This is a genomic window from Enterobacter quasimori (assembly GCF_018597345.1).
GTDB classification, from domain to species: Bacteria; Pseudomonadota; Gammaproteobacteria; order Enterobacterales; family Enterobacteriaceae; genus Enterobacter; species Enterobacter mori.
The window spans coordinates 1,663,412-1,687,810 of sequence record NZ_JAHEVU010000001.1 but is presented as its reverse complement, the minus strand read 5'-3'; the positions used below and the strand labels follow the sequence as shown (position 1 = coordinate 1,687,810).

Genomic DNA, 24,399 nt, shown 5'->3' with positions numbered 1-24,399 from the left:
AGGGCATTGTCGTATCTCAAAACTGATTTATTCAACAACGCCGACCTCACTATAAAAACGAACCATTTTTTAGATAATAAAACATTATTTATCTGATAAGTATAATGGTCTGTTCTCTAACTCAAAGGTTCGGGAACATTTGAAATTGTGACCATAGATCCGCATTGGTCGCAACCAATCCGACTGATACACATGTACAGATAGCGAGAAATCCCAGAGTGGAAACAATCGGTTTTTTTACGTTTTTTCTGAATTTAAAAATGATGCCTGATACAACGGCCATCACTACTGCTTGCGTTATATAATGTGTCCCTGGATCATACGGCGAAACGATACCCGCAACCATCATTGGAACGGTGAGTAATGTAAATGCAGCTTTAAAGATAATCCAAATAATTTGACCAACAATGCCTAGAATACCACCATTATAAATTAACATCCCGGCGGAGTTCAGCCCGGGAATGAGAATTAAATAAAAAATCGCGGCCCAAAGAAAGCAAATTAGCATGACGATGCCGATAAATCTACTAATAGCTAGGTTCCCTTCAAACTCCGCCTGCCGACGACTTGGATCACTTTTCAAACGGTGTGTGTCTTCCGAAATGTAAGCATCTGTTATATTGCGATGTGATTCAGTAGGATTTTCCGTTGTTACATAATTACCTTGACGATCTCTATATACACCCATAACAAACCCTTTGATATTTAAGTGTTGCATATGTTTAATTCATTGAATGGAGGAATTAAAGTACTTCCTCAACTCATCTGTTTATTACTATATACTGAGCAAGTTTGATATTAAGACAGCACATGTTTGAAACCAGTTCTCTAATCATTCTTGATTGACTTCTAATTAAAAAGGCTCCAGTTTTCCAGAGTATACGCCAGAGGTAACGATAGTCAATTGACGGGAACCCCGCCGGGCAACATTCGAGGAATAAGGGAAGGGGCAGGCGGTCGGGGTTGTGTAAGGGAATCAAAAGCATAGGCAGAAATCCGGGCAACAAAATAACTGTACATAAATGGGTCTTCCCTTGTTGTGGTGGCTGAATGCATGATAATGGCGTCTTAAATCGCCAGAGGTCACCACCATGGATGGATTTGCCCCTATATTTCCAGACACCTCAGAGTCATTTAAGATGACTTAAAGAGAGGTGCCCATGAGCGGTAAGCGTTATCCCGAAGAGTTTAAAATTGAAGCAGTCAAACAGGTTGTTGATCGCGGTTATTCTGTTGCCAGCGTTGCAACGCGTCGCGATATCACCACCCACAGCCTTTACGCCTGGATAAAGAACTACGGTCCGGATTCTTCCACTAATAAAGAACAGTCAGATGCTCAGGCCGAGATCCGCCGTCTCCAGAAAGAGCTGAAGCGGGTTACCGACGAACGGGACATATTAAAAAAAGCCGCGGCGTACTTCGCAAAGCTGTCCGACTGAGGTACGCCTTTATCCGTGACAACACCTGTTGCTGGCCTGTTCGCCTGCTCTGTCGGGTGCTGGATGTACATCCCAGTGTTTTTTACGCCTGGCTTCAGCAGCCGCATTCACAACGCCATCAGGCAGACCTGAGACTGACAGGACAGATTAAACAGTTCTGGCTGGAATCGGGATGCGTCTATGGTTATCGGAAAATCCATCTGGATCTGCGGGACAGCGGGCAACGGTGCGGAGTGAACAGAGTCTGGCGACATATGAAACGTGTCGGGATAAAGGCTCAGGTCGGATACCGGAGCCCGCGGGCACGTAAAGGCGATGCCAGTATCGTGTCGCCCAACAGGCTCCAACGACAGTTCAATCCGGATGCTCCGGATGAGCGTTGGGTAACGGACATAACCTACATCAGGACCCACGAAGGCTGGCTGTATCTTGCCGTGGTTGTTGATCTGTTCTCACGCAAAATTATCGGCTGGTCCATGCAATTCCGGATGACAAAGGACATTGTCCTGAGCGCACTGCTGATGGCTGTATGGCGGCGTAATCCCCAAAAACAGGTGCTGGTTCATTCGGATCAGGGCAGTCAGTACACAAGCCATGAATGGCAGTCGTTCCTGAAATCACACGGCCTGGAGGGCAGCATGAGCCGTCGCGGTAACTGCCATGATAATGCGGTTGCAGAAAGCTTTTTCCAGTTGTTGAAACGCGAACGGATAAAGAAAAAGATCTACGGAACGCGGGAAGAAGCCCGCAGCGATATTTTTGATTACATCGAAATGTTTTATAACAGTAAGCGTCGGCATGGTTCTAGCGATCAAATGTCACTGACAGAATATGAAAACCAGTATTATCAACGGCTCGGAAGTGTCTAGATTATCCGTGGCGATTCATACTCCGGTGGCTCAGAGCAAGTTGTAATACCTACCCCGTGGAAAATACCTGGCGTTAAGATACTTGAAAGTGGTGGTTTGAAATGAAAAATGAAATAAAGAAAACGGTAACTGATATCATCAAAATCCTCTCTTCAAATGATGAGGATTCATGGGCAAAAACATTTGAAAAACTAGCCATCGAGCTCGATGTTGATTGTGAGTCATCCATTTACTCCTTGAAAAAACTCTACGGCGGGATGGGATCATTTAACGATATTGTTCTTCATAAAAATGGCCTACCTCTAATTCGGGAAAATGACGAGTTAGACGATTTGAGACACAAACTCTACAAGCAGCTTGACCATGCAATCGTTCTCTTAAAAGCAGGTGATTTACCATAGCGTTAGTTTCCGGCGCCGCTAGGAAATTATTGGGTACGCCTCCAGCCTGGCAGGCGAAGCGCAGAACATTACAACAGGCTCCTGTGTGCTCGTCTCGTCAGCATCGATGCCCCCGAAAAGAACCTGCCCTTTGGGCAGCGTTTCTGGCAAACGCTCTCATCGATAGTGGCGCAGCGTGCCGTCTCCATAACGGACAGTCACACGGATTGCTAAGGCCGTCTGCTGGGTACGGTATGGCCTCACATGGAAAGCGCATAAAATAATGAAAGGCCGGTAGGCTTCTCACACCCACTCCCGACAGAAGGAAACCATCAACACTTCTTACGCATCATGCGCCAGGTTCTTCTGACAGCTCCGGCAACCCATCACACATCTCCTGCAACTCATTAAACATCCTTGCCACATGGAAGCCATCGCACACGGAATGATGTACCTGCACCGCCATAGGCAACAGCACTTTTCCATCCTGTTCGTAGTATTTTCCAAACGTGAACATAGGCGAAAAGAAGTTCTTCATGTGTGCAATGTTCATATTAAAGTTCGTAAACGTTACCCACGGAATCGACGACACGAAAAAGATATTCTCTCGTGACGCTTCCTTCGGCCAGTAAGAAAGGTTATTGCCATAGCGCGCAACGTCTTCTGCATAGGTGTTCTGGAAGTGATGAATGTCACCGTCATAGTGACTCCACAGTGACGAAAACGTCTCCGTTTCGGGATGGAAAATGGTATAGCTTGGATGGATTTCATTCCATATGACCAGCTCATCGTCCTTCATGGCCATACGGAATTCTGGATGCCGGTTCATGATTTTAGAAAGGAGGAAAATAATCGTCGGGTAAAACTTCCAGCCGACCTCTTTGATATGTTTTCGCAGCACGGTGATGTCGATCAGAACCGTTTGGTTAATTGTACATTCGGCAAATGACTGGAATACCTCAAAATGTTCTTTCCTTGCCCAACGAGATAAATCAACAGGCGTATATTCCGGCATTGTCTTTTTCATTTTTAACCCTTTGATTATTAAAATGGATTTAGGTCATAAACAGCCCTAACACCCATTCAACTGCACCTGATTACCTCGTTAACCTCAGGCTGAGGTTTTCCGAACAGGTATCCCTGCACGAGATCGCAGCCAAGCACCTGAAGACGTTCAAGCTGCTCTTCGGTTTCAACGCCTTCAGCAATGACCCGCATATTGAGGCTCTTGGCCATACCGGTAATCAATTTAACGATATTCAGTGCTTCATTTTGCGTGGATATAGAATTCACAAAGGATTTGTCTATTTTGATTTTGTCAAAATTCAGTTCACTCAGTCTTGAGAGTGAAGAATATCCCGTCCCGAAATCATCAATAGAAATTTTTACGCCCAACGATCTCAGCTTTTTAAGAATACTGATCGGCATGTTGCTGTCGCTGAAGAGCGAAGACTCGGTAACCTCTAGCTCAAGGCGGTTAGCCGGTAGTCCTGTCTCTTTCAGAATGGACTGCACCATCGTCGTAAACGATTTGCTGCCCAACTGAATCGGTGAGACATTCACAGAAATTCTCGCCGGAACGGCCCAGGAAACCGCTTCACGGCAGGCAATCTCGAGCACAATTTTGCCAATTTCATTGATCTTGCCGGTTTTTTCGGCGACAGAGATGAAGCTATCTGGCGACAGAATTCCCCTCACAGGATGTTTCCAGCGAATAAGCGCTTCATAGCCGTAAATTTCATTACTGAATGAATCGACAATAGGCTGGTAATAAACAACGAATTCATTGTTATCGAGCGCCAGCGCCATATCATGTTCGAGGGTTCTGCTTTCCTGTAATTTTTGCAGCATCCACTGACGGAAGACTTTTATCTGCTGTGAACCCTCCTTTTTGGCCTCGTAGAGTGCCAGATCGGCAAATTTATAAAGATAATCAGAACGCCGTTCATTATCAGATAAAACGATACCCACACAGGTGGCAATTTTTATCAGTTGGTTATTAATGGTATAGGGCTGGCTGATATGATTACTGATTTCTTTTGCGCGCGAAACGGCTGCCGTTTCGGTGAGGCCACTCGACAGAAGGGCAAATTCGTCTCCGCCCAAACGGTAAAACGTATCGGTGGCGCTGCTCATTGAGGTGAGCCGTCTGGATACCTGATTCAAAAGTAAATCACCGGCATCATGGCCATAGGTATCGTTTACCTCTTTGAACCGATCTAAATCAAATAACATCACCGTGACAGGGATGTGGTTTTTGTCTGCCTGAAGATTAATTTTGCTGAGATCGTCCCAGAAGAAAAGGCGGTTTTTCATGCCGGTCAGGGAGTCATGATAAACATCATACTCCAGCTTCGCGTTCTGAATTTGCAGCTTTTCTTTTGATATCTGAAGTTCGTCAGCAAGGCTTTTAACCTGCATGTGTGCTTTGAGAATGTTTTTATTCTGGTAGATCATTAAGAACCCCAGAATAAAGCTTAATATCACCAGAAGTAACGAAAGTGCGGAATAGATATAATAGAGTATTTGTATTTTTCTATTGGATTCATTAATCGTATTAATATCTTTTGTTAACGCACTTGATGAGAGTTGGCTGAGTGGCGCGTCGAGCAGATGCATATTAGCTAAATATTTTTTTAACTCTGCATGGCTCATTTTTTCCAGATGACTATCCAGATAAGAAAGCATTTCTTCCAGGCGTGCAGCGAGCGCCTGATGCGTTTTATCGCTTTCAATATAGCGACCTAAATCACCCCCCTTCATTAATTCACTCTGGCTGAGCATAATTTCGAGGCGCATGCGGGCCTGGTCTACCGTAACCTCATCGGTATCGGTTGCGTACAGACCAAGCCAGGATTCAAATCGGTAATACTCTGATACCAGTTGAGCCACGGACCAGGACTCAGTGTAGTGAGTCAGTTTTTGCAATTCTTGCTGACGATCGTAAACAAGAAATGCAATATATCCTGTCGTGATAAAAAGAGAAAAAATGATACCAACCAGTATCCTGTTCATTATGTTCTCCTGAACTGCTACTCAATCTTCATTTTGCTTACCTGCCATGCCGAGCGCGAGTAATAAATCTGATTATTCAATTCAGGAAGACTGTCATAAGGGTAAACAATGAATGAAGGGCCTTTATCGCGAATGCGCATATATTCGCCATTGACCTTCAAGGCCAGAATGGCATTGTATTTTTTGAAGTCACTAAGCGGAATGGCGGTAGCATAATCGTTGAGCGCAATAACGTTAACGACAGAACCCTTTGCACCCACATAATTCATGAGTTTGTTCATTGGAACACCCTCAAACTTAGTCCGGCCGGTATACCAGGGGGACGTCGTCTGAAAACTCACCATGCCCAGTTTTTCAAGGCTGGCAAGATCAAACACGGCTTTTCCATTTTCATTCGTATTTTCTATATTACCGCTGATCGTTAAAATGGGTTTACCGACAGGTTTTGGCAGTTCGCCAGCCCAGGCTAAACTTTGTCCCAGAAAGCATAACAGCATTAGGGTTAATCGCATTTTGGCCTCCACTTTTTTACAGAAGTATAAGAATTATAATTTAGATATCATACTAGTTGATATATTTTGTTGGGTAGCAAGGGTTTTTATAATTCACATTTAAAAATATCAATAAAATCAATTTGTTAGACTTTGTGGTGCCAAGGTGTACGATGGCCGAATGCGGATTCATTTTTTTGAAGTATGCAGTGGGCTCATGAGTAAACGTTATTCCGCTTAAAAAACGTTCGTTTCACATCTTTTTTTGGCGAGAAAGAGCAAGGTAAGTTGTTCCGGAAGAGACAAAACCGATCTCGAAAAGCGAGCCGCCTTCCAGGATGGTTTGTTCTGGATCAGATCATTCCAGACCGACCGCTTTTATTCTGCACGCAAATTCCTTTTATTCGGATCACCTCAATGAGCGTTACGCCTTTTGCGAAGGTGTTTTTTGCGCCACGCTGTCTGTTTTCAGCAAGTAATGCTCTGGCTAAGAATTCTGCAATATCCAATTAAAAAAATAAAAGCTAACCTGCCTCCAGCATCCCAAAGCTCACAATCCGCGAGCGGCCCAGCTCCTTCGCCCGATACAAGGCCACGTCCGCGGCGCGCAGCAGGCTGTCACTCTGGGCATGTTGCGGATAGCTGGCGATCCCAATGGATACATCTACCGGACCAATCTCGGTCAGCCCATAGCGAAGCGACAGCTCATGCACGCCATTGTAAATTTTCTGCGCACAGGCATGCGCTTGTTCTTCATCGGCACCGGAAAGCAGAACCAGGAACTCTTCGCCACCGTAGCGGAAGGCCATACCCGTATTATGCACGGCGCGCTGGACAACCGACGCCACGCTTTTAATGACCTGGTCACCCGCCTCATGACCAAAGCGGTCATTAATGCTCTTGAAGTGATCGATGTCGATCATCAGGCAGCTTACCGGTTGCTCGCTTCGCATGGCCTGCGCCATTTGCGTCCGCAACGTATTTTCCAGGTGATGACGGTTACGCAGACCCGTGAGCGGGTCGAAGAGCGCTTTTTCCAGTAGAGCATCGCGTAGCTTCTGGTTGGCCAGCGCCAGCCCCAGCGCTTCGGCCATAAGTTCAAGATAAGCGCGGGACGGCGCGGTTTCAGGCGTGATGTTCTGGAAAGAGAGCAGGCCGATGGCTTCGCCCTGCGCAATGAGCGGGACGCACAGGGACGTGTGTGCCTGCGATTCTGGCAGGTGATAACAACCAATGTCCGGCTCACCGTTCACCGGGGGATGGCTTTGCCCGCGCCGGACGGCCCAGCATTCATCCGGATGGAAAGCGGGTGTGTCACCCTCCGGGGACAACCATTCTGCTGCGCAGCGCATCTGCCAGGGTTCGCGATCAAAAATATATAACCGCCCGGAAACGCCCGGCGCAATATTGGGCGCAAACAGCTCCGCCACATTAATAACGTCGGCGAGGTTTTCACAGCCCTGCAGCCGCTGGGTCATACGAGCCAGCAGCTCGCGTATCGCCCAGTCGGCATCGCGCTCTTTTTCCAGCTGCTGTCGCACCAGCCCGTTCTCGCGGAAGATGCGGATGGCCTGGGCCATATCGCCTATTTCATCAATCTGGGTAAAGTTCGGCGTTTCAACGGCATAGTCCTGCGAAGCCAGCCGGTGTACGACGTCGCTCAGCCGAACCACCGGGTGAAGCACACGACGCTTGAGAATAAAGCCCATCACGAACAGGAAGAGCAGGGCCGTGAGGCCGACCATCACTTCCGACACCGTGCGCAGTGCTTTCGATGTTTTGGTGGCCGCCTGTACGTCGGCAATGATGCGCTTATCCAGTATCTGGCGGAAATGATCAATCTGGCTCTGCGCGCGCTCCATCTCTTGTTCGTAGACAGGGCCATAAAGCAGGGCTACGGCCTGCTGTTGATCGCCACGGGCTATGCTGTCGAGTGCGGTTTGCTGCTCGTCCTGCAGTTCATCAATGATTTTTAATCCTTCCTGAAGCAGCATGAGCTCTTCGCCGGAGGCGCCGTTATCTTTTAACTGCACCAGATGATGCTCAATGCTTTTTAATTCGCTCTCTTTTTGCCGATATTCTTCCCGAATAGAGGGTTCTTTTTTGATGACGAACAGGCGCGCTAAATCAGAGAGCATCCAGGTATTTGTCTCGATCTCTTCCGTAAGCTGATCAAACACCTGCCGTTGCTTAACGGCCTGACGTTCAACGTTATCAGCGTTGGATGCCATGAGCATAACGATGCCAGAAGCGAGGGTCAGGCACACCGTGGCACCGTAGGCCCAGTTTGTGATCGTGGCGATTCGCACCTGTGGGATCCTTCTACGATAAGAGTGGGGAAGCGTTTTTCAAATTATAGAAAATGTTTGATTTAGCGTGAAAAGAAAGGCGGCAAAGAGCCGCCTGGAATGAAGAGAAACATCATAGATCTGGCCGGTTTTTTCCTTCTTCGATGAAGTCTGCGTCCAGCTCTTCGGCGTTACCTTCGTGATCGCGCCCCGAGAAAAGGTTCCAGCAGGCGATAAACAGCGCGGCAATCAGCGGCCCGATGACAAAGCCGTTAATGCCGTACAGCTCCATGCCGCCGAGGGTGGAGATCAGAATCAGGTAGTCCGGCATTTTGGTGTCTTTGCCCACCAGCAGCGGGCGCAGAATATTGTCCACCAGCCCGACGATAATCACGAAGAAGCCGACAATAAACAGCCCTTGCCACAGCTGATGGGTGGCGAACAGGAAGATGGCCGCAGGCACCCAGACTATCGCCGAGCCGACGGCTGGCACCAGCGAGAGGAAGGCCATCAGCGCGCCCCAAAGTACGCTGCCATCAATGCCAACAATGGCAAACGCAATACCGCCGAGCGTGCCCTGCACCACCGCGACCACCGCCGTGCCTTTTACCGTCGCCCGAGAGACGCCGACGAATTTGGCGAACAGGTGCTGTTTAGCGAAATCAGACAGCGGCAGGGAATCAAGGATCTGATGCACCAGAAAGGGGCCGTCCTTGAGCAGGAAGAACAGCAGATAGAGCATGATGCCGAAGCTGATGGCAAAACCGAACGTCCCCTTACCGATCAGGAACGCGCTGCCTGCCAGATACTGACCCCCCTGCAACGCCACGTCAGAGAGTTTTTTCTGGATTTGCGCGGCGTTAGTCAGGTTGTGGTCCGCCAGAAAACCGCTGGCCCAGTCCGGCAGGCGGTTAAAGATGCTCGCGATCACTTCCGGGAATTGCGTGTTGTTCGCTTGCAGCTTGGTGTACACCACGTTCAGCTCAATGGCGAGTGAGGAGAGGATCACCATCAGCGGGATAAAGACGATCAGGCAGATAATGCACAGCGTCAGGAACGAGGCCAGCCCGTTGCGATCGCCAAGCGCAGCGCGCAGTTTGTTTTTCACCGGGTTAAAGATGATAGTCAGGATGGCGGCCCACAAAATCGCGGAGAAGTAGGGCGACAGCACATCGAAGAAGGCCCAGGTGACGAGGGCGAGAATAAAAATGAAGAAACCTTTGGTCAGTCCATTAAAGCGCATAGTGATTCCTGGTAACGAATAAGCAGTGTCGACTATAGAACTGATTTGAGGATTTACCAATAATTCTGCGGCTGGTGTGCCGGGCGATGGCTTCGCCTGACCCGGACTATAAAATCTCAATAATGTGTTATGTTTTGATGAGATTTTAAACGGCTCAGGACGACAGCATGGAAAAGATCTTATCAGGCGGGTGCTTATGCGGCGCGGTTCGCTTTACCGCTGCGAACGGGGGCAATGTGCACACCTGTTCGTGCGATATCTGTCAGAAACACACTGGCGCACAAACGGTCGTATGGATTGAGTTCCCGGCGGAAAACGTGCAGTGGACCGGTCCGGGTGGGCGTCCGGCGACATGGCGATCGTCGGACTACTCCAGCCGTGCGTTTTGCCCCACCTGCGGCAGTTCTATCGGCGCGATTGATGATTCACCCACCGTTGCCTTATTTACTGGCGTGTTTGACGATCCGGACCAGCCGGAGTTTGCCCCGGAAAATCACTCCTTCGACGACATGATGCCTGCCTGGTGGCGACATACCATGAGGGAAGCGTAAAAGTATGATCCGAGGGTTCGTCGATACCACTTTCGCCTGACCGAGAATCTCAGTTATTCACGCCATGCTGTAAGCATCTGCTTGCGGAGGTGCTTATGGCCTGGCGTCCGATTCTCTATGTGATCCTCACAACTCATCCCCGACTCAGCGCGCGGCGTGCCCGTCTGCGTCTGGTCATCTAGCTTTTTATTAACAATCGCGGTATAACACACCTTCTTTGGATGTTTAGATGTCCATACGTTTAGAAGGTAATATGCAAACACAACAAGAAAATGGGCAGCTTAAGCGCACCATGAAAACACGCCACCTCATTATGCTTTCGCTGGGTGGCGTGATTGGCACAGGGTTATTTTTCAATACGGGTTATATCATTTCGACGACCGGGGCGGCGGGCACGCTGCTGGCGTACCTGATTGGCGCGCTGGTGGTCTGGCTGGTGATGCAGTGTCTGGGCGAACTTTCCGTGGCGATGCCGGAAACCGGCGCGTTCCACGTCTACGCCGCCCGCTATCTTGGCCCGGCCACGGGCTACACCGTGGCGTGGCTCTACTGGCTCACCTGGACGGTGGCGCTTGGGTCGAGCTTTACCGCCGCCGGGTTCTGCATGCAGTACTGGTTCCCGCAGGTGCCCGTCTGGGCCTGGTGTGTGGTCTTCTGCGCAGTGATTTTTGGCCTCAACGTCATCTCGACGCGCTTCTTTGCTGAAGGTGAGTTCTGGTTCTCGCTGGTGAAAGTCGTCACCATCATTGCCTTTATTATTCTCGGCGGTGCGGCGATCTTTGGTTTTATCCCGATGCAGGACGGTGCACCCGCGCCGGGATTAAGCAACATCACCGCCGAAGGCTGGTTCCCGCACGGCGGCCTGCCGATCCTGATGACCATGGTGGCGGTGAACTTTGCCTTCTCCGGCACCGAGCTTATCGGCATTGCGGCGGGTGAAACCGAAAACCCGCACAAGGTCATTCCGGTGGCGATCCGCACCACCATTGCACGCCTGATTATCTTCTTTATCGGAACCGTGTTTGTACTGGCGGCGCTGATCCCGATGCAGCAGGCCGGGGTAGAAAAAAGCCCGTTCGTGCTGGTGTTCGAAAAGGTCGGTATTCCTTATGCGGCTGATATCTTTAACTTTGTGATCCTGACGGCGATCCTCTCGGCGGCGAACTCCGGTCTGTACGCGTCCGGGCGCATGCTGTGGTCGCTCTCAAATGAGAAAACGCTGCCGCGCTGCTTTGCCCGCGTCAACAAAAACGGCGTGCCGCTGACGGCGCTCTCGGTCTCTATGCTCGGCGGCGTGCTGGCGCTGTTCTCAAGCGTCGTGGCGCCGGACACGGTGTTTGTCGCGCTCTCGGCAATTTCTGGCTTTGCGGTGGTGGCCGTCTGGATCAGCATCTGCGCGTCGCACTTCGTTTTCCGTCGTCGTCATCTGCAGTCCGGGCAGCCACTCTCTGCGCTGCAGTACCGTGCGCCGTGGTATCCGCTGGTGCCGGTGCTCGGCTTTGTCCTCTGCGTAGTGGCCTGCGTCGGCCTGTGGTTTGACTCGAGCCAGCGCATTGCCCTTTATTGCGGGATCCCGTTTGTCGCCCTGTGTTATGGTGCCTACTACCTGACCCGAAATCTGACATCGCAGGAGCCTGAACATGTCGCAGAATAATCCGCTTACCGCCCTCCTTGAAAAGCAGCCGTTTGTGGTGCTGGATGGCGCGATGGCGACGGAGCTGGAAGCGCGCGGCTGTAACCTGGCAGATAGCCTCTGGTCTGCCAAAGTGCTGATGGAAAACCCTGAGCTTATCCGCGAAGTGCATCTTGATTATTACCGTGCGGGCGCGCAGGTGGCGATCACCGCCAGCTATCAGGCTACGCCTGCGGGTTTTGCGGCGCGCGGCCTGGACGAAGCGCAGTCTCGCGCGCTGATCGGCAGAAGCGTGGAGCTGGCGCGTAAGGCGCGCGAAGCGTATCTGGCTGAAAATCCGCATGCGGGCACGCTGCTGGTGGCGGGATCCGTCGGGCCATACGGAGCCTATCTGGCGGATGGCTCAGAGTATCGCGGCGACTACGTGCGCAGTGCGCAAGAATTCACCACCTTCCATCGTCCTCGAGTGGAAGCGCTGCTGGATGCGGGCGCTGACCTGCTGGCCTGCGAAACCCTACCGTCCTTTGAGGAGATTAAGGCGCTGGCGGCGTTGCTGTCTGAATATCCCCGCGCCCGGGCGTGGTTCTCCTTTACCCTGCGCGACAGCGAGCACCTGAGCGACGGTACGCCCTTGCGTGACGTGGTCAGCGTGCTGGCAAACTCTCCGCACATTGTTGCGCTGGGCATTAACTGCATCGCCCTGGAAAATACCACCGCGGCGCTGAAGCATCTGCAAAGCCTGACGGCGCTGCCGCTGGTGGTCTACCCGAACTCGGGCGAGCACTATGACGCGGTAACCAAAACCTGGCACCACCACGGTGAAGCGTGCGAGACGCTGGCAGGGTATCTGCCGCAGTGGCTGGCTGCCGGGGCGAAGCTGATTGGCGGATGCTGTCGCACCACGCCGAAAGACATTGCTGAGCTTAACGCGCAGCGCTGAGTTTTTTGCCGGGTGGCGGCTGCGCCTCACCCGGCACACATCATGCCGCCTCCGCCAATACAAACATCCCGTACGGGTGGATCTCAAGATAGTACGCATCGCCCACGTCCGGCTGCAGGCGCGTGGCGTTCACCTGCAGTAAAATCTCCTGTCCGTGCCAGTCGACAATCACCTCATACTGCGGACCCATATAGGCGACGTGGCGGATAGTGCAGCGCTGGCTCGCCTCGCCGTGCTGGCTGAGCGTAATCGCCTCCGGACGCACGCCGACGGTGCCTTCGCCCTGGGCTGTAAAGTGCAGCGGACGCGGCAGACGATAGCCGTGGATTTCCACAACATCCTCGCTGAAGCGGGCCGGGAAGAGGTTGGCATCACCCATAAAACTCGCCATAAAGCGAGACGCCGGCTGTCGATAGAGATCCTGAGGCGAGCCAATCTGCATAATGTTGCCCTTGTTCATCACCAGCACGGTGTCGGAGACCGCAAACGCCTCGCTTTGATCGTGCGTCACGTACAGCGAGGTGATGTTGAACTGCTTTTGCAGCTCGCGGATTTTGTCCCGCATGCTGCGCCTGAGGTTCGCATCGAGGTTGCTCAGCGGCTCATCGAACAGCAACACTTTGGGTTTGAGGATCAGAGCGCGGGCCAGCGCCACGCGCTGCTGCTGGCCGCCGGAAATCTGATCCACGTAACGATCTTCAAACCCCTCAAGATCAACCATCGCCAGGGCTTCTTTGACCCGCGCTTTAATCTCTGCGCGCGAAACGCCCAGCATCTTCAGACCGTAGCCCACGTTCTCGCCCAGCGACATATGCGGGAAGAGCGCGTAGGACTGGAACACCATACAGATATCGCGCTGCTGAATGGAGCGGTGGGTCACATCCTCACCATCGATGTAAATCTGCCCTTCGGTCGGTTTTTCCAGCCCGGCAACCAGGCGCAGCACGGTGGTTTTACCGCAGCCGGACGGGCCGAGCAGCGTGACCATTTGTCCCTGCGGGATCGCCAGGTTGATGTTTTCAATTACCGTGTTTGCGCCAAAGCGTTTGGTCACGTTACGCAGTTCAACAAAATGTTTCTCAGTCATAGTGTTACGCCTGGTTTTTGGCTTTTGAACGGGAGATACGCGCCTCGCCGATCAGCCAGTCAAAGAGGAAAATGATCGCCAGCATGACCACAATCAGGATCGAGCCGTAGGCAATCGCCACGCCGTATTCGCCGTCTTCCACGCGGTTCAGAATGTAGGCCGTTGCCACGCGGGTGTCCGGCGTGACGAGGAACACAATGGCGCTGACGGTGGTAATGGCGCGCACAAAGCTGTAAATCAGCGCCGATAAAATGGCCGGACGCAGCAGCGGCAGCAGGATGTGGGTGATGGTGCGCAGGCTTCCGGCACGCAGGCTTAGCGAGGCCTCGTCCAGCGACTTGTCGATCTGCCCTAATCCCGCGATCCCGGCGCGAATCCCTACCGGTACGTTACGCATTACCATGGAGATAATCACGATGGCGGCGGTGCCCGTGAGGTACACCGGCGCGCTGTTAAAGGCCAGAATGTACGACACGCCCGCCACGGTACCCGGTACGGCAAAGCACAGCATGGTGGTGAACTCGATGGTCTTTTTACCCCGGAACTGCTGGCGCACCACAACCCAGGCAATCAGCAGGCCGAAGGCGGCGGTGATCGGCGCGGCAATTCCGGCGTAGAGCAGAGTATCGAGCAGCGAAGGCCACGCGCCGTCGCTCATCCCCTGGCCGAACAGCTTGATAAAGTTATCCAGCGTCAGGGTGTAATCCACGCCCCAGTTGACGGTAAAGCTGCCGTAGAAAATGCTGCCGTAGAGCAGGGCGTTAAAGGCGATCCACACCGCCAGCAGGGCGATCACGCTCCACACCAGCGTCACCGGCAGCGGCTGCACGTCGCCGCGGTACGATTTACCGGACACGGTGACGTAGGAGCGCTTGCCGATCCACATGTACTGGATGCAGAACACCAGCAGCGAGAACAGCAGCAGGAAGGCCCCAAGGGTACTCGCTGCCTGATAATCCAGCTGTGAGCCGGTAATGTAGAAGTAGATCTGCGTGGCCAGCACGTCGAAGTTCCCGCCCAGCACCAGCGGGTTACTGAAGTCGGCCAGCGACTGCACAATCACGATTAAGAACGCATTCGCCAGCGCCGGTTTCAGCAGCGGCACGAAGACGCCGTTAAAGGTCTGCCAGCGGCTGGCGCGCAGGGTGTACGAGGCCTCTTCCAGCGACGGGTGGATGGTTTTGATCGCGCCGTCGAGGATCATAAAGGCCATCGGCGTGAAGGCCAGCACCTGCGCCAGCCAGATGCCGGTGAAGCCGTACAGCCAGTTGGTATTGGTTAACCCAAACCAGTCCACCATCAGCTCCGTCATATAGCCAGAGCGCCCCATCATCAGCGTAACGCCCAACCCCACCACAAACGGCGGGGTCACGATGGGGAGAATCGAGAAGATACGTCCAATGATGGCGCTGCGTTTAGCGATGCGCGTGGTGTAGATCGCCAGCACCAGGCCAAAGAAGGTGCAGCCGACCCCGACGGCTATCGACAGCAGAATCGAGTTGATGATGACCTGGATAATGTGCGCCTGCGACAGCACGTTCATAAAGGCCAGCGGGGCGAATTCACCTGCGTCGTTGGTGAACATCGGAATGAAAATGGCGATGCTCGGCCAGACGATAAAAATGCCGATCAGCGCCACGATGGTAATCAGCGAGCCGATGACAAAGCGATCGCCGCCCAGCCACTCCAGGCGGGTGAGGGCCAGCGTCATGATGGCGCCCAGGGCAACAAACAGCACGATGGTGGCATAGCCTAAACCGCGTCCTTCCACGGTGGCGCTGATGACCACGAACGCCATACACAGCAGCGCCCAGCCCGCATCAAGATAGTGGCGGCTGCGCTGCTCGCGCTTTGCTTCGTTAAACGGGCGCACCAGCAGCAGGCTCGGCAGCAGGTACCACAGCCAGCTGACGTTGACATGGGACCAACCGTATGCGTCGAGGATCTCATCCCCGGTAGACTCCAGCAGGCCGTAATCAAGGCTCCAGCTCGGCAGCAGGGCAAAGGCCAGCCAGCCGAGTAAAACCCACAGGAATACCGCATCCCGTTTTGTGGCGGGATGAAGAGCAAGTGTCTGTGACATAAGTTTTCCGGGTGTTGGATGCCCGGCAAAGGAATGCTGCCGGGCGATGACCACTGTTCGCGGGCTTATTTACCCATCTTCACATCGCTGACCCATTTATTGATCAGCGCTTTACGCACGTCCGTGGAGCCGTACTTGTCCATGTCATAGCTGATGAGCTTCAGGTCATCGAGCTTGAGCGAGTTCGGCGAGGTTTCCGCCGTGGTGTTGGTCAGGATTTGGTAGGATTTGCCCTTCTTCCACGCCAGCTCCTGCGCTTCTTTCGAGAGCACCCAGTCTACGAACAGCTTCGCGTTCTCTTCGTTGCGCGCGCCCTTCAGAATGCTCACGCCGCCAATTTCATACCCGGTGCCTTCGCACGGAGAGATCAGCTCCAGCGGCGCACCCTGCTCTTTTTCCAGCGAGTAGTCGTGCAGGAAGCCGATGCCGATGGCGGTTTCACCGCGCGCGGCGTTACGTGCCGGGGCAATGCCGGATTTGGTGTACTGAGACACGTTGCCGTTCAGCTGTTTCAGGTAGTCGAAGGCCTGGTCTTCCCCCCACAACTGGACAAAGGTTGCCAGCGCGGTATAGGCGGTGCCGGAGCTTTGCGGATCGGCGATCTGGATCTCGCCCTTGTATTCCGGTTTGGTCAGATCCTTCCAGCATTTGGGGACCGGCAGGTTTTTCTCTTTCAGGCGCTGGGTGTTGACGCCAAAACCTAAGATCCCGACGTAGACCGCAGAGGAGAGGTTGCCCTTCACCTTGGCCGGATCGCGGAATTTCTCCATGATCTGTTCCAGGTTTTTCGATTTATAGGGCTGGAGTAGCCCCATTTCACCGGCCTGGGACTGCGGATCGAGCGTGCCGCCGTACCAGACATCGGCCTGCGGGTTTTTCTTCTCGGCATCCACCTTCGCCAGCGTGCTGCCGGAGCCGTTGCGGATAAACGAGGTTTTAACATCGTACTTTTCACCGAACGCTTTGGTTTCGACTTCGCACATTTCGTTGGTGGCGCTGCAGTACACCACCAGACGGCCTTTGGCCTGTGCGGCACCGGTTAAGGTAGCCAGCGCGATCCCGGAAGCAATGAGGGTAGAGAGAAGCGTTGTTTTCATTATTCAGCCCTTTTTATGACGTTATGTGACTGCGAGAAGCGGTGATGCCCGCCATCAGCAAGGGCATCAGTAATAAACCCATCAGGACGGCGGCAATCGAGAGCAAACTGAACATCCCCGACCAGCCGTAGCGTTCAATCACCTGCGACAGCGGCCACCCGGCCAGCGAGGCGCCCAGATAGGCAAATACGCCGAGAAAGCCGGTAATCGAGCCTGCCGCCTGTTTATGTCCACACTCAACGGCGGCAAGGCCAATGAGCATCTGCGGACCGAAGACGAAAAATCCGACCGTAAAAAAGCACATCGCCAGCAGGGCGTAGTGGTGAACCGGTGCCAGCCACAGCGCGGCGACAGACACCATCAGCCCCAGCGTGAACAGCAAAATCATCGGTGCACGCTGGCCGCTGAACAGCAGGTCTGACCCCCATCCGGCAAACAATGCGCCCAGTAAGCCGCCCACTTCGAAGAGCATCACCGTGGCGTTGGCGCTGAGCAGGTTCACGCCGTGGCTTTCTGCCAGCCAGATGTTGCCCCAGTCGTTCAGGGCGATACGGATGAGATACACCAGCACATACGACGCCCCGAGCAGCCAGATCATCGGATTTTGCAGCATGGTGGTGCGCAACATCTGCCATAGCCCCATCGGCGGGCTTTGCTGCTGCTGGCGCAGCTCCAGCGGATCGCTCCGCCACTCCCCGACCGTGGGCAGACCCTCTTCCTGCGGTGTGCCCCGCAGCTGTGTTGTCAGCCACAGGCCGAGCACGATGCTGATGATCCCCGGTGTCAGCATCGCCGCCTGCCAGCCCCATCGGTGGGCGGCAACGGCGCAAATCAACGGAATAATCGCGCCACCGATATTGATGGAGGTATTCCAGCAGCCCCACCAGAAGCCGCGCTCGTTACGCGAATACCAGTGGGTCAGCAGCCTGGCGCAGGGCGGCCAGCCCCAGCCCTGAAAGAAGCCGTTCAGCGTCCAGATAAACAGCAGCAGCGGGAACGCATCGCTAAAGCTGAACAGCACGTTCAGCACGCCCGTTGCCATCAGCCCGATGCCCATAAAGGCGCGCTGTCCGTGGCTGTCGTGCCAGAGCCCGGCGGCGAATTTGGACAGCCCGTAGCTGAGATAAAACAGCGAGCCGATAAGTCCGATATCGCCCTTGCTGAGCCCCAAATCCAGCTGCAGCGCGGGTAAAACGTAATTCAGACTTTTTCGCGTCAGGTAAAACGCGGCGTAGCCAATCACCATACAAAGGAGCAGCCTGGGGCGCAGCGCCCGGTAACGTTGTGAAACCTCTTCAGCAGACAGTGCGTGCATGGCGTTCTCCGTTTGAGATGACTGTAGGGAAGTGCGGCATAAATGGGATGAGACAAAGTCTGGAGTGACTAAGACTTTTTCCTGGTCAGCGCGGCGTTTGTTGCAAATTTGTGGGCAGGTTAACAATTACGCGCGTCCCGAGACGGGATTCCAGCGTCAGTTCGCCGCCGAGCGCCGAGACGCGTTCGCGCATGCCCTGAATGCCGAAGCCGGGCTGCTGCTGCGGGCTGATGCCGCGGCCGTTATCGTGCACCTCGAGGTAGAGCCGCGCGTGACGCTGGCAGAGCAGAATCGTGACTTCGCTGGCGTTGGCGTGTTTGCAGACGTTGTTGAGCAGCTCCTGGAGCAGGCGATACAGCGTAAAGACCAGCGTTTCGCTTTCCGGCGGCGTGGGAAGCCGGTAGTCAAAACGGCAGCGGATCCCGCGTTCAGCAAAGGCGAACTCGTTGACCAGGTGGTGCAGAGCCTCGTGGAGCGACAGCTCGTCCAGCACGGGGGGGCGGAGCTGGCGCAGCAGCTGGCGCGTAGAGTGGTGAATACGCCGCGCGAGGTCGTTGATCTGTCCGGCTGCCTCAATGGCGAGCGGCGTATCGCTCGCCCGCTTCACCAGCTGAGACTGGATCTGGATAGCGGTGATGTTCTGGCCGATTTCGTCGTGAAGCTCGCGCGCCAGATGCTTGCGGGTGTCCTCTTCGGAATGGATCAGTTTTTCCGCAAGCGCCCGTCTGGCCTGAAGTTCACTCTCAAGCCGATGGCGATAGCGTTCGAGGTTCATCGCCAGATGCTGCTGGCGGCTGATGGCGATGCCCAGGCCAATCCCCAGCAGCGACTGGGTAGAGAGAAAAATTTCCAGTTCGAGAAGGTCGCTAAACCCGACGCCCACCTGGCGGGCAATGGTGATCATCATGCTGCCGAGCAGCCCGGAAAGGACACCGCCCTGCCAGCCGAATTTCCACGCCATCACCACGTTCGGCAGGAACACGACAATCAGCAGCAGTCGCTCCAGCGCCGGGGAGAGCACCATCTGCGTGCCGATGCCGATAATGAAAAACAGGCTGCACCAGATAATCAGCGAGGTGCGCAGCGGCGGATTGCTGGTGTCCAGCCCAAGCAGATGGTAACGATGCTGCTGGCGTAAAAATTCGAAGACCAGATAGACGAACGGCGTAAGCAGCACGCCACCGGTAAAGGAGCCGAGCAAAAGCAGCGTGGCCGGGCTGTCCAGAAAGGGCGACAGGACCAGGGTTTGCAGCAGGGCATTTACCGTCACCGCCGCAATCAGCGTCGACAGCCGCTGCCAGTAGAGCGGGAAGCGGTGCCAGTACCGCTGCGCCAGCCAGGCGCTGACGATGCCGATAAGCGGCACGGCCAGCATCAGATAACGCGTGAGGAGCTGCTCACCGTGCAGCCACAGAATGGCGGCAAGGGGGGGAAGAATTAATGCAGGCCAGTAGCGGCGGGAAAGTAAAATCATCAGCGCCAGCCACACGCCCTGCGCCAGAAACAGCACCGCCTGCTGGCCGTTGTGGGTAAGGTAAAAGCTCAGCGTCCACAGCATCAGCCAGCCGGTTCCCCAGGCCAGCATAATGAACAGGGACAGGATCAGATGCCGGACAGCGCGCCGCATCAGTGGCCCGTGAGCAGTTGGTTATCAAGCGCGAAGTGCACCAGGTCGATGGTGCTGCTGCACTGAAGCTTGCCCAGCACGTTGGCACGATGGACGTGAACGGTTTTATGGCTCAGCGAAAGCGTATAGGCAATCTCCTTCACGCTTTCGCCTTTCACCAGCAGCTCAAACACTTCGCGCTCGCGCGGAGTGAGCGCCTCAAGGGCTTTTGGCATCGGCTCGCCGCCGCGCAGCGCTTTTAGCGCATCGGCACACAGGTAATGCCCGCCCATGCCGACGGCGCGCACGGCCTGCACCAGCTCCTCCGGGCCGCAGCGCTTGGTCAGATAGCCGCTTGCACCCGCGTCGAGGGCGCTTTGCACAAAGGCCGGTGTGTCGTAGATGCTCAGGATGATGGCGCGAAACGTCGGCCGCTGCTGGCGCAGGCGCTTGAGCAGGCTAAGACCGTTTTCGTCCGGCATCGCGACGTCCATCACCGCCACGTCGATATCGTTGCGCGACAGGGCGGGCCATGCCTGCGCCGCGCTGCTAAACTGGCCCTCAACGATCACATCCTCTTCCAGATTTAACAGCTGGGCGAAACCGGAACGCACCACCACGTGATCGTCCACCAGCACCACTTTAATCATCTCGACACCTTTTGCTCATTCGTTGACCTATGATGCCCGTTGCCGGCAGGCTGGCAATCCTGCGGCTGCGGTTATGTAACCGATGTAACAAAATTGCAATAAAGCCACAGCCCACTTTTTAACTATCCTTTCCCGCTTTTTATCTAAAAACGAATCGTTATGAGCGATTCATTTTTATTCCTTTATCAAAATTCTCGCGTTGGAAATACTGCCCTCATAACAACAAGGGGAGCAGGCACTATGGCAATTTCATCGCGAATCACACTTCTCGGCGCACTGGCGCTGTGGGCATTTCAGGCGCAGGCGGTGGACGTCACCGTCGCATATCAAACTTCTGCGGAACCGGCGAAAGTCGCGCAGGCGGACAACACCTTTGCCAAAGAGAGCGGCGCGAAAGTCGACTGGCGCAAGTTCGACAGCGGGGCGTCCGTGGTGCGTGCGTTAGCCTCCGGTGACGTGCAGATCGGCAATATCGGCTCCAGCCCGCTGGCGGTTGCGGCCAGCCAGCAGGTGCCGATTGAGGTGTTCCTGCTCGCCTCGCAGCTCGGTAACTCTGAAGCGCTGGTGGTGAAGAAAAACATCACCAAGCCGGAAGATCTGATCGGCAAACGCATCGCCGTACCGTTTATTTCGACCACTCACTACAGCCTGCTGGCGGCGCTCAAACACTGGGGCATCAAGCCGGGGCAGGTGCAAATTATCAACCTGCAGCCGCCGGCGATCATCGCGGCCTGGCAGCGCGGCGACATTGACGGGGCCTATGTGTGGGCGCCTGCCGTGAACGAGCTGGAAAAAGACGGTACCGTGCTGACCGACTCCGAAAAGGTGGGCCAGTGGGGCGCGCCAACCCTCGACGTGTGGGTCGTGCGTAAAGACTTCGCCGAGAAACATCCTGAGGTGGTGAAAGCCTTCGCGAAAAGCGCGATAGACGCCCAGCAGCCGTACATCAGTAACCCGGATGAATGGCTGAAGCAGCCCGCCAACCTGGAAAAACTCTCCCGCCTGAGCGGCGTGCCGGAAGCGGACGTGCCGGGGCTGGTGAAGGGCAATACCTATCTGACCCCCGCGCAGCAGGTGCAGCAGCTGACCGGGCCGGTAAACAAAGCGATTGTGGATACCGCCACCTTCCTGAAAGAGCAGGGCAAAGTGCCCGCGGTAGCGACGGATTACAGCCAGTACGTGACCGATCGTTTTGTGAAATAAGGAGTCCGCCATGCTGAATATTACAAATCTGTCTGCTGATTACGGTGGCAAACCCGCGCTGGAGGAGATCAACCTGACGCTGGACAGCGGTGAACTGCTGGTGGTGCTGGGTCCGTCCGGGTGCGGAAAAACCACGCTGCTGAATCTGATCGCCGGGTTTGTCCCTTATCAGCATGGCACCATTCAACTGGAAGGCAAAAAGGTGGAAGGCCCCGGCGCCGAGCGCGGCGTGGTCTTCCAGAATGAAGGATTGCTTCCCTGGCGCAACGTGCAGGAAAACGTGGCGTTTGGGCTGCAGCTGGCGGGTGTTAATCGTGAACTGCGGCTGGAAACGGCGCGGGCGATGCTGAAAAAAGTGGGGCTGGAAGGGGCGGAAAAACGCTTTATCTGGCAGCTTTCCGGCGGCCAGCGGCAGCGCGTAGGCATTGCCCGCGCGCTGGCCGCAAATCCGCAGCTGTTGCTGCTGGACGAGCCGTTCGGGGCGCTCGACGCCTTCACCCGCGAGCAGATGCAAACCCTGCTTCTGCGCCTGTGGCATGAGACGGGCAAGCAGGTGCTGTTGATTACCCACGATATCGAAGAGGCGGTATTTATGGCCACCGAGCTGGTGCTGCTCTCGCCGGGGCCGGGCCGCGTGCTGGAGCGCTTGCCGCTGGATTTCGCCCGCCGCTACGTCGCGGGGGAACCCGTGCGCAGCATCAAATCCGATCCGCTGTTTATCGAACAGCGTGAGTACGTTTTAAGCCGCGTGTTTGAACAGCGGGAGGCCTTCTCATGAGCATCGTCTTCAGTGAAAAAACGCGCCGCACGCGTCTGGCGCTGCGCTGGCCTTTCTCGCGCCAAATCACCTTGAGCGTCGGTACGCTGCTGGTCTTACTGGCGGTGTGGTGGGCAGTTGCTGCCCAGCAGTGGGTCAGCCCGCTGTTTCTGCCGCCGCCGGGACAGGTGCTGGCCAAACTCATTACCATCGCCGGGCCGCAGGGCTTTATGGATGCCACGCTCTGGCAGCACTTAGGTGCCAGCCTGGCGCGCATTCTGGTGGCGCTGCTGGCGGCGGTGATTATCGGGATACCGGTCGGGATCGCGATGGGCTTAAGCCCGACGGTGCGCGGCATCCTCGACCCGCTGATTGAGCTTTACCGCCCGGTGCCGCCGCTGGCCTATCTGCCGCTGATGGTGATCTGGTTCGGCATCGGGGAAACGTCAAAAATCCTGCTGATCTATCTGGCGATTTTCGCCCCGGTTGCCATGTCGGCGCTGGCGGGCGTGAAGAGCGCCCAGCAGGTGCGGATCCGCGCGGCGCAGTCGCTGGGAGCCAGCCGTACGCAGGTGCTGCTGTTCGTGATTTTACCGGGCGCACTGCCGGAGATTTTAACCGGGCTGCGCATCGGCCTTGGCGTGGGCTGGTCCACGCTGGTGGCGGCGGAGCTGATTGCGGCCACGCGCGGCCTTGGGTTTATGGTGCAGTCGGCGGGAGAGTTCCTGGCGACTGACGTGGTGCTGGCAGGGATCGCGGTGATCGCCGCGATCGCCTTTGGATTAGAACTGGGGCTGCGCGCGTTACAGCGCCGCCTGACGCCCTGGCATGGAGAAATACAATGAGTGAACGTCTGACCATTACCCCGCTGGGGCCGTACATTGGTGCACAGGTGTCGGGCCTGGATGTGACCCGTCCGCTGAGCGATAACCAGTTCGAGCAGCTGTACCACGCGGTGCTGCGCCATCAGGTGGTGTTCCTGCGCGAGCAGGCGATCGCCCCGCAGCAGCAGCGCGCGCTGGCCCTGCGCTTTGGCGATCTGCATATCCACCCGGTCTATCCGCATGCGGAAGGGGTGGAGGAGATTATCGTCCTGGACACCCACAACGATAACCCGCCGGATAACGACAACTGGCACACCGACGTGACCTTTATCGAGACGCCGCCTGCCGGAGCCATTCTGGCGGCGAAGCTGCTGCCGGAAACCGGCGGCGATACGCTGTGGACCAGCGGGATTGCGGCGTATGAGGCGCTGTCAGAGCCGTTCAGGACGCTGCTGAGCGGGCTGCGGGCGGAGCACGACTTCAAAAAATCTTTCCCTGAGTACAAGTACCGTAAAACGAAAGAGGAACATCAGCGCTGGCAGGAGGCTGTGGCGAAACATCCTCCGCTGCTGCACCCGGTGGTGCGGACCCATCCGGTGACGGGCAAACAGGCGCTGTTTGTGAACGAAGGGTTCACAACGCGCATCGTGGATGTGTCTGAGAAAGAGAGTGAGGCGCTGCTGGGATTCCTGTTCGCGCATATCACCAAGCCGGAGTTTCAGGTGCGCTGGCGCTGGCAGGAGAACGACCTGGCGATCTGGGATAACCGGGTAACGCAGCACTATGCCAATGCGGACTATCTTCCGCAGCGCAGGATTATGCAGCGGGCGACGATTTTGGGGGATAAGCCTTTCTTTCGTGCGGGTTGATCCCCTCACCCTAACCCTCTCCCCAAAGGGGCGAGGGGACCGCCCGGTACGGTTTTCAC

Annotated in this window: 21 protein-coding genes; 9 read left to right on the top strand and 12 right to left on the bottom strand. The window is 55.1% G+C overall.

Going from position 1 to position 24,399, the window contains the following annotated elements:
• Positions 1–121 precede the first annotated feature (121 nt).
• Complete coding sequence (locus KK102_RS08075; RefSeq protein WP_126543896.1) at positions 122–718, bottom strand: hypothetical protein; 597 nt, start codon at positions 716–718, stop codon at positions 122–124.
• 442 nt (positions 719–1,160) lie between these two features.
• Here KK102_RS08075 and KK102_RS08070 point away from each other — a divergent pair.
• Both KK102_RS08070 and KK102_RS08065 read left to right on the top strand, forming a co-directional pair.
• A protein-coding gene (locus KK102_RS08070) for an IS3 family transposase (RefSeq protein WP_216357334.1) occupies positions 1,161–2,308 on the top strand; the annotation gives its coding sequence in 2 pieces (ribosomal slippage) (positions 1,161–1,398 and positions 1,398–2,308; 1,149 coding nt in all).
• Between the two features lie 101 nt (positions 2,309–2,409).
• Positions 2,410–2,709 (top strand): DUF6966 domain-containing protein, encoded by a 300-nt coding sequence (locus KK102_RS08065; RefSeq protein ID WP_126543898.1) that lies wholly within the window; start codon positions 2,410–2,412, stop codon positions 2,707–2,709.
• Positions 2,710–3,037: 328 nt separating this feature from the next.
• On the opposite strand, the gene catA is transcribed toward KK102_RS08065, so the two are convergent.
• The 5 genes from catA to KK102_RS08040 form a co-directional block, all read right to left on the bottom strand.
• Entirely contained in the window at positions 3,038–3,715 is a 678-nt protein-coding gene (gene catA, locus KK102_RS08060) for a type A chloramphenicol O-acetyltransferase (RefSeq protein ID WP_216357333.1), read from the bottom strand.
• Between the two features lie 56 nt (positions 3,716–3,771).
• The gene (locus tag KK102_RS08055; protein WP_126543900.1) at positions 3,772–5,703 is read right to left on the bottom strand and encodes a bifunctional diguanylate cyclase/phosphodiesterase; all 1,932 of its coding nucleotides are present in this window, start codon (positions 5,701–5,703) and stop codon (positions 3,772–3,774) included.
• Between the two features lie 17 nt (positions 5,704–5,720).
• Positions 5,721–6,215 (bottom strand): putative pterin-binding protein, encoded by a 495-nt coding sequence (locus tag KK102_RS08050; RefSeq protein WP_126543901.1) that lies wholly within the window; start codon positions 6,213–6,215, stop codon positions 5,721–5,723.
• Positions 6,216–6,718: 503 nt separating this feature from the next.
• The gene (locus KK102_RS08045) at positions 6,719–8,503 is read right to left on the bottom strand and encodes a diguanylate cyclase (RefSeq protein WP_216357332.1); all 1,785 of its coding nucleotides are present in this window, start codon (positions 8,501–8,503) and stop codon (positions 6,719–6,721) included.
• Between the two features lie 112 nt (positions 8,504–8,615).
• Positions 8,616–9,725, bottom strand: a complete 1,110-nt coding sequence (locus KK102_RS08040; RefSeq protein ID WP_126543903.1) for an AI-2E family transporter — start codon at positions 9,723–9,725, stop codon at positions 8,616–8,618.
• Between the two features lie 167 nt (positions 9,726–9,892).
• Between KK102_RS08040 and KK102_RS08035 the strand changes: the two genes are divergently transcribed.
• From KK102_RS08035 to mmuM, 3 genes are all read left to right on the top strand, one after another.
• The gene (locus tag KK102_RS08035; protein ID WP_126543904.1) at positions 9,893–10,276 is read left to right on the top strand and encodes a GFA family protein; all 384 of its coding nucleotides are present in this window, start codon (positions 9,893–9,895) and stop codon (positions 10,274–10,276) included.
• Between the two features lie 253 nt (positions 10,277–10,529).
• Positions 10,530–11,930, top strand: a complete 1,401-nt coding sequence (gene mmuP, locus KK102_RS08030) for an S-methylmethionine permease (RefSeq protein WP_216357331.1) — start codon at positions 10,530–10,532, stop codon at positions 11,928–11,930.
• Entirely contained in the window at positions 11,917–12,849 is a 933-nt protein-coding gene (gene mmuM, locus KK102_RS08025) for a homocysteine S-methyltransferase (RefSeq protein ID WP_126543906.1), read from the top strand. The genes mmuP and mmuM overlap by 14 nt, the downstream gene beginning before the upstream one ends.
• Positions 12,850–12,889: 40 nt before the next feature.
• Here mmuM and fbpC read toward each other — a convergent pair whose 3' ends face one another.
• From fbpC to KK102_RS07995, 6 genes are all read right to left on the bottom strand, one after another.
• Positions 12,890–13,936 carry a ferric ABC transporter ATP-binding protein gene (fbpC, locus tag KK102_RS08020; RefSeq protein ID WP_126543907.1) on the bottom strand — a complete coding sequence of 349 codons (1,047 nt, stop codon included), beginning with the start codon at positions 13,934–13,936 and terminating at the stop codon, positions 12,890–12,892.
• Between the two features lie 4 nt (positions 13,937–13,940).
• Positions 13,941–16,019 carry an ABC transporter permease gene (locus tag KK102_RS08015; RefSeq protein ID WP_216357330.1) on the bottom strand — a complete coding sequence of 693 codons (2,079 nt, stop codon included), beginning with the start codon at positions 16,017–16,019 and terminating at the stop codon, positions 13,941–13,943.
• A 65-nt stretch (positions 16,020–16,084) separates the two neighbouring features.
• On the bottom strand, positions 16,085–17,116 hold the full coding sequence (locus KK102_RS08010) for an ABC transporter substrate-binding protein (protein WP_033487712.1): 1,032 nt from the start codon (positions 17,114–17,116) through the stop codon (positions 16,085–16,087).
• Between the two features lie 13 nt (positions 17,117–17,129).
• A complete protein-coding gene (uhpC, locus tag KK102_RS08005) occupies positions 17,130–18,431 on the bottom strand; it encodes an MFS transporter family glucose-6-phosphate receptor UhpC (RefSeq protein WP_126543909.1) in 1,302 nt (433 codons plus the stop codon).
• Positions 18,432–18,516: 85 nt separating this feature from the next.
• Complete coding sequence (locus KK102_RS08000) at positions 18,517–20,058, bottom strand: MASE1 domain-containing sensor histidine kinase (RefSeq protein ID WP_216357329.1); 1,542 nt, start codon at positions 20,056–20,058, stop codon at positions 18,517–18,519.
• Positions 20,058–20,687 carry a response regulator transcription factor gene (locus KK102_RS07995; RefSeq protein ID WP_126543911.1) on the bottom strand — a complete coding sequence of 210 codons (630 nt, stop codon included), beginning with the start codon at positions 20,685–20,687 and terminating at the stop codon, positions 20,058–20,060. Before KK102_RS07995 ends, KK102_RS08000 begins: the two co-directional genes overlap by 1 nt.
• Positions 20,688–20,927: 240 nt before the next feature.
• On the opposite strand from KK102_RS07995, the gene tauA reads away from it, so the two are divergent.
• The 4 genes from tauA to tauD are packed head-to-tail and all read left to right on the top strand — an operon-like array spanning position 20,928 to position 24,340.
• A complete protein-coding gene (gene tauA, locus KK102_RS07990; protein ID WP_001018397.1) occupies positions 20,928–21,890 on the top strand; it encodes a taurine ABC transporter substrate-binding protein in 963 nt (320 codons plus the stop codon).
• A gap of 10 nt (positions 21,891–21,900) precedes the next feature.
• Positions 21,901–22,668, top strand: coding sequence for a taurine ABC transporter ATP-binding subunit (tauB, locus tag KK102_RS07985; protein WP_126543912.1), 768 nt, complete (start codon positions 21,901–21,903; stop codon positions 22,666–22,668).
• A complete protein-coding gene (gene tauC, locus KK102_RS07980; RefSeq protein ID WP_010427972.1) occupies positions 22,665–23,492 on the top strand; it encodes a taurine ABC transporter permease TauC in 828 nt (275 codons plus the stop codon). The genes tauB and tauC overlap by 4 nt, the downstream gene beginning before the upstream one ends.
• A complete protein-coding gene (tauD, locus tag KK102_RS07975) occupies positions 23,489–24,340 on the top strand; it encodes a taurine dioxygenase (protein ID WP_216357328.1) in 852 nt (283 codons plus the stop codon). Before tauC ends, tauD begins: the two co-directional genes overlap by 4 nt.
• The last annotated feature ends 59 nt before the right edge of the window (positions 24,341–24,399 follow it).

What these genes read in the sequence shown, in the direction of transcription:
- tauD (WP_216357328.1), top strand. Translation starts at nt 23,489, where the DNA reads ATGAGTGAACGTCTGACCATTACCCCGCTGGGGCCGTACATTGGTGCA.
- uhpC (WP_126543909.1), bottom strand. Translation starts at nt 18,431, where the DNA reads ATGCACGCACTGTCTGCTGAAGAGGTTTCACAACGTTACCGGGCGCTG.
- KK102_RS08015 (WP_216357330.1), bottom strand. Translation starts at nt 16,019, where the DNA reads ATGTCACAGACACTTGCTCTTCATCCCGCCACAAAACGGGATGCGGTA.
- KK102_RS08010 (WP_033487712.1), bottom strand. Translation starts at nt 17,116, where the DNA reads ATGAAAACAACGCTTCTCTCTACCCTCATTGCTTCCGGGATCGCGCTG.
- KK102_RS08075 (WP_126543896.1), bottom strand. Translation starts at nt 718, where the DNA reads ATGCAACACTTAAATATCAAAGGGTTTGTTATGGGTGTATATAGAGAT.
- fbpC (WP_126543907.1), bottom strand. Translation starts at nt 13,936, where the DNA reads ATGACTGAGAAACATTTTGTTGAACTGCGTAACGTGACCAAACGCTTT.
- KK102_RS08040 (WP_126543903.1), bottom strand. Translation starts at nt 9,725, where the DNA reads ATGCGCTTTAATGGACTGACCAAAGGTTTCTTCATTTTTATTCTCGCC.
- KK102_RS08035 (WP_126543904.1), top strand. Translation starts at nt 9,893, where the DNA reads ATGGAAAAGATCTTATCAGGCGGGTGCTTATGCGGCGCGGTTCGCTTT.
- tauB (WP_126543912.1), top strand. Translation starts at nt 21,901, where the DNA reads ATGCTGAATATTACAAATCTGTCTGCTGATTACGGTGGCAAACCCGCG.
- KK102_RS07995 (WP_126543911.1), bottom strand. Translation starts at nt 20,687, where the DNA reads ATGATTAAAGTGGTGCTGGTGGACGATCACGTGGTGGTGCGTTCCGGT.
- KK102_RS08065 (WP_126543898.1), top strand. Translation starts at nt 2,410, where the DNA reads ATGAAAAATGAAATAAAGAAAACGGTAACTGATATCATCAAAATCCTC.
- tauC (WP_010427972.1), top strand. Translation starts at nt 22,665, where the DNA reads ATGAGCATCGTCTTCAGTGAAAAAACGCGCCGCACGCGTCTGGCGCTG.
- mmuP (WP_216357331.1), top strand. Translation starts at nt 10,530, where the DNA reads ATGCAAACACAACAAGAAAATGGGCAGCTTAAGCGCACCATGAAAACA.
- KK102_RS08050 (WP_126543901.1), bottom strand. Translation starts at nt 6,215, where the DNA reads ATGCGATTAACCCTAATGCTGTTATGCTTTCTGGGACAAAGTTTAGCC.
- KK102_RS08055 (WP_126543900.1), bottom strand. Translation starts at nt 5,703, where the DNA reads ATGAACAGGATACTGGTTGGTATCATTTTTTCTCTTTTTATCACGACA.
- KK102_RS08000 (WP_216357329.1), bottom strand. Translation starts at nt 20,058, where the DNA reads ATGCGGCGCGCTGTCCGGCATCTGATCCTGTCCCTGTTCATTATGCTG.
- catA (WP_216357333.1), bottom strand. Translation starts at nt 3,715, where the DNA reads ATGAAAAAGACAATGCCGGAATATACGCCTGTTGATTTATCTCGTTGG.
- mmuM (WP_126543906.1), top strand. Translation starts at nt 11,917, where the DNA reads ATGTCGCAGAATAATCCGCTTACCGCCCTCCTTGAAAAGCAGCCGTTT.
- tauA (WP_001018397.1), top strand. Translation starts at nt 20,928, where the DNA reads ATGGCAATTTCATCGCGAATCACACTTCTCGGCGCACTGGCGCTGTGG.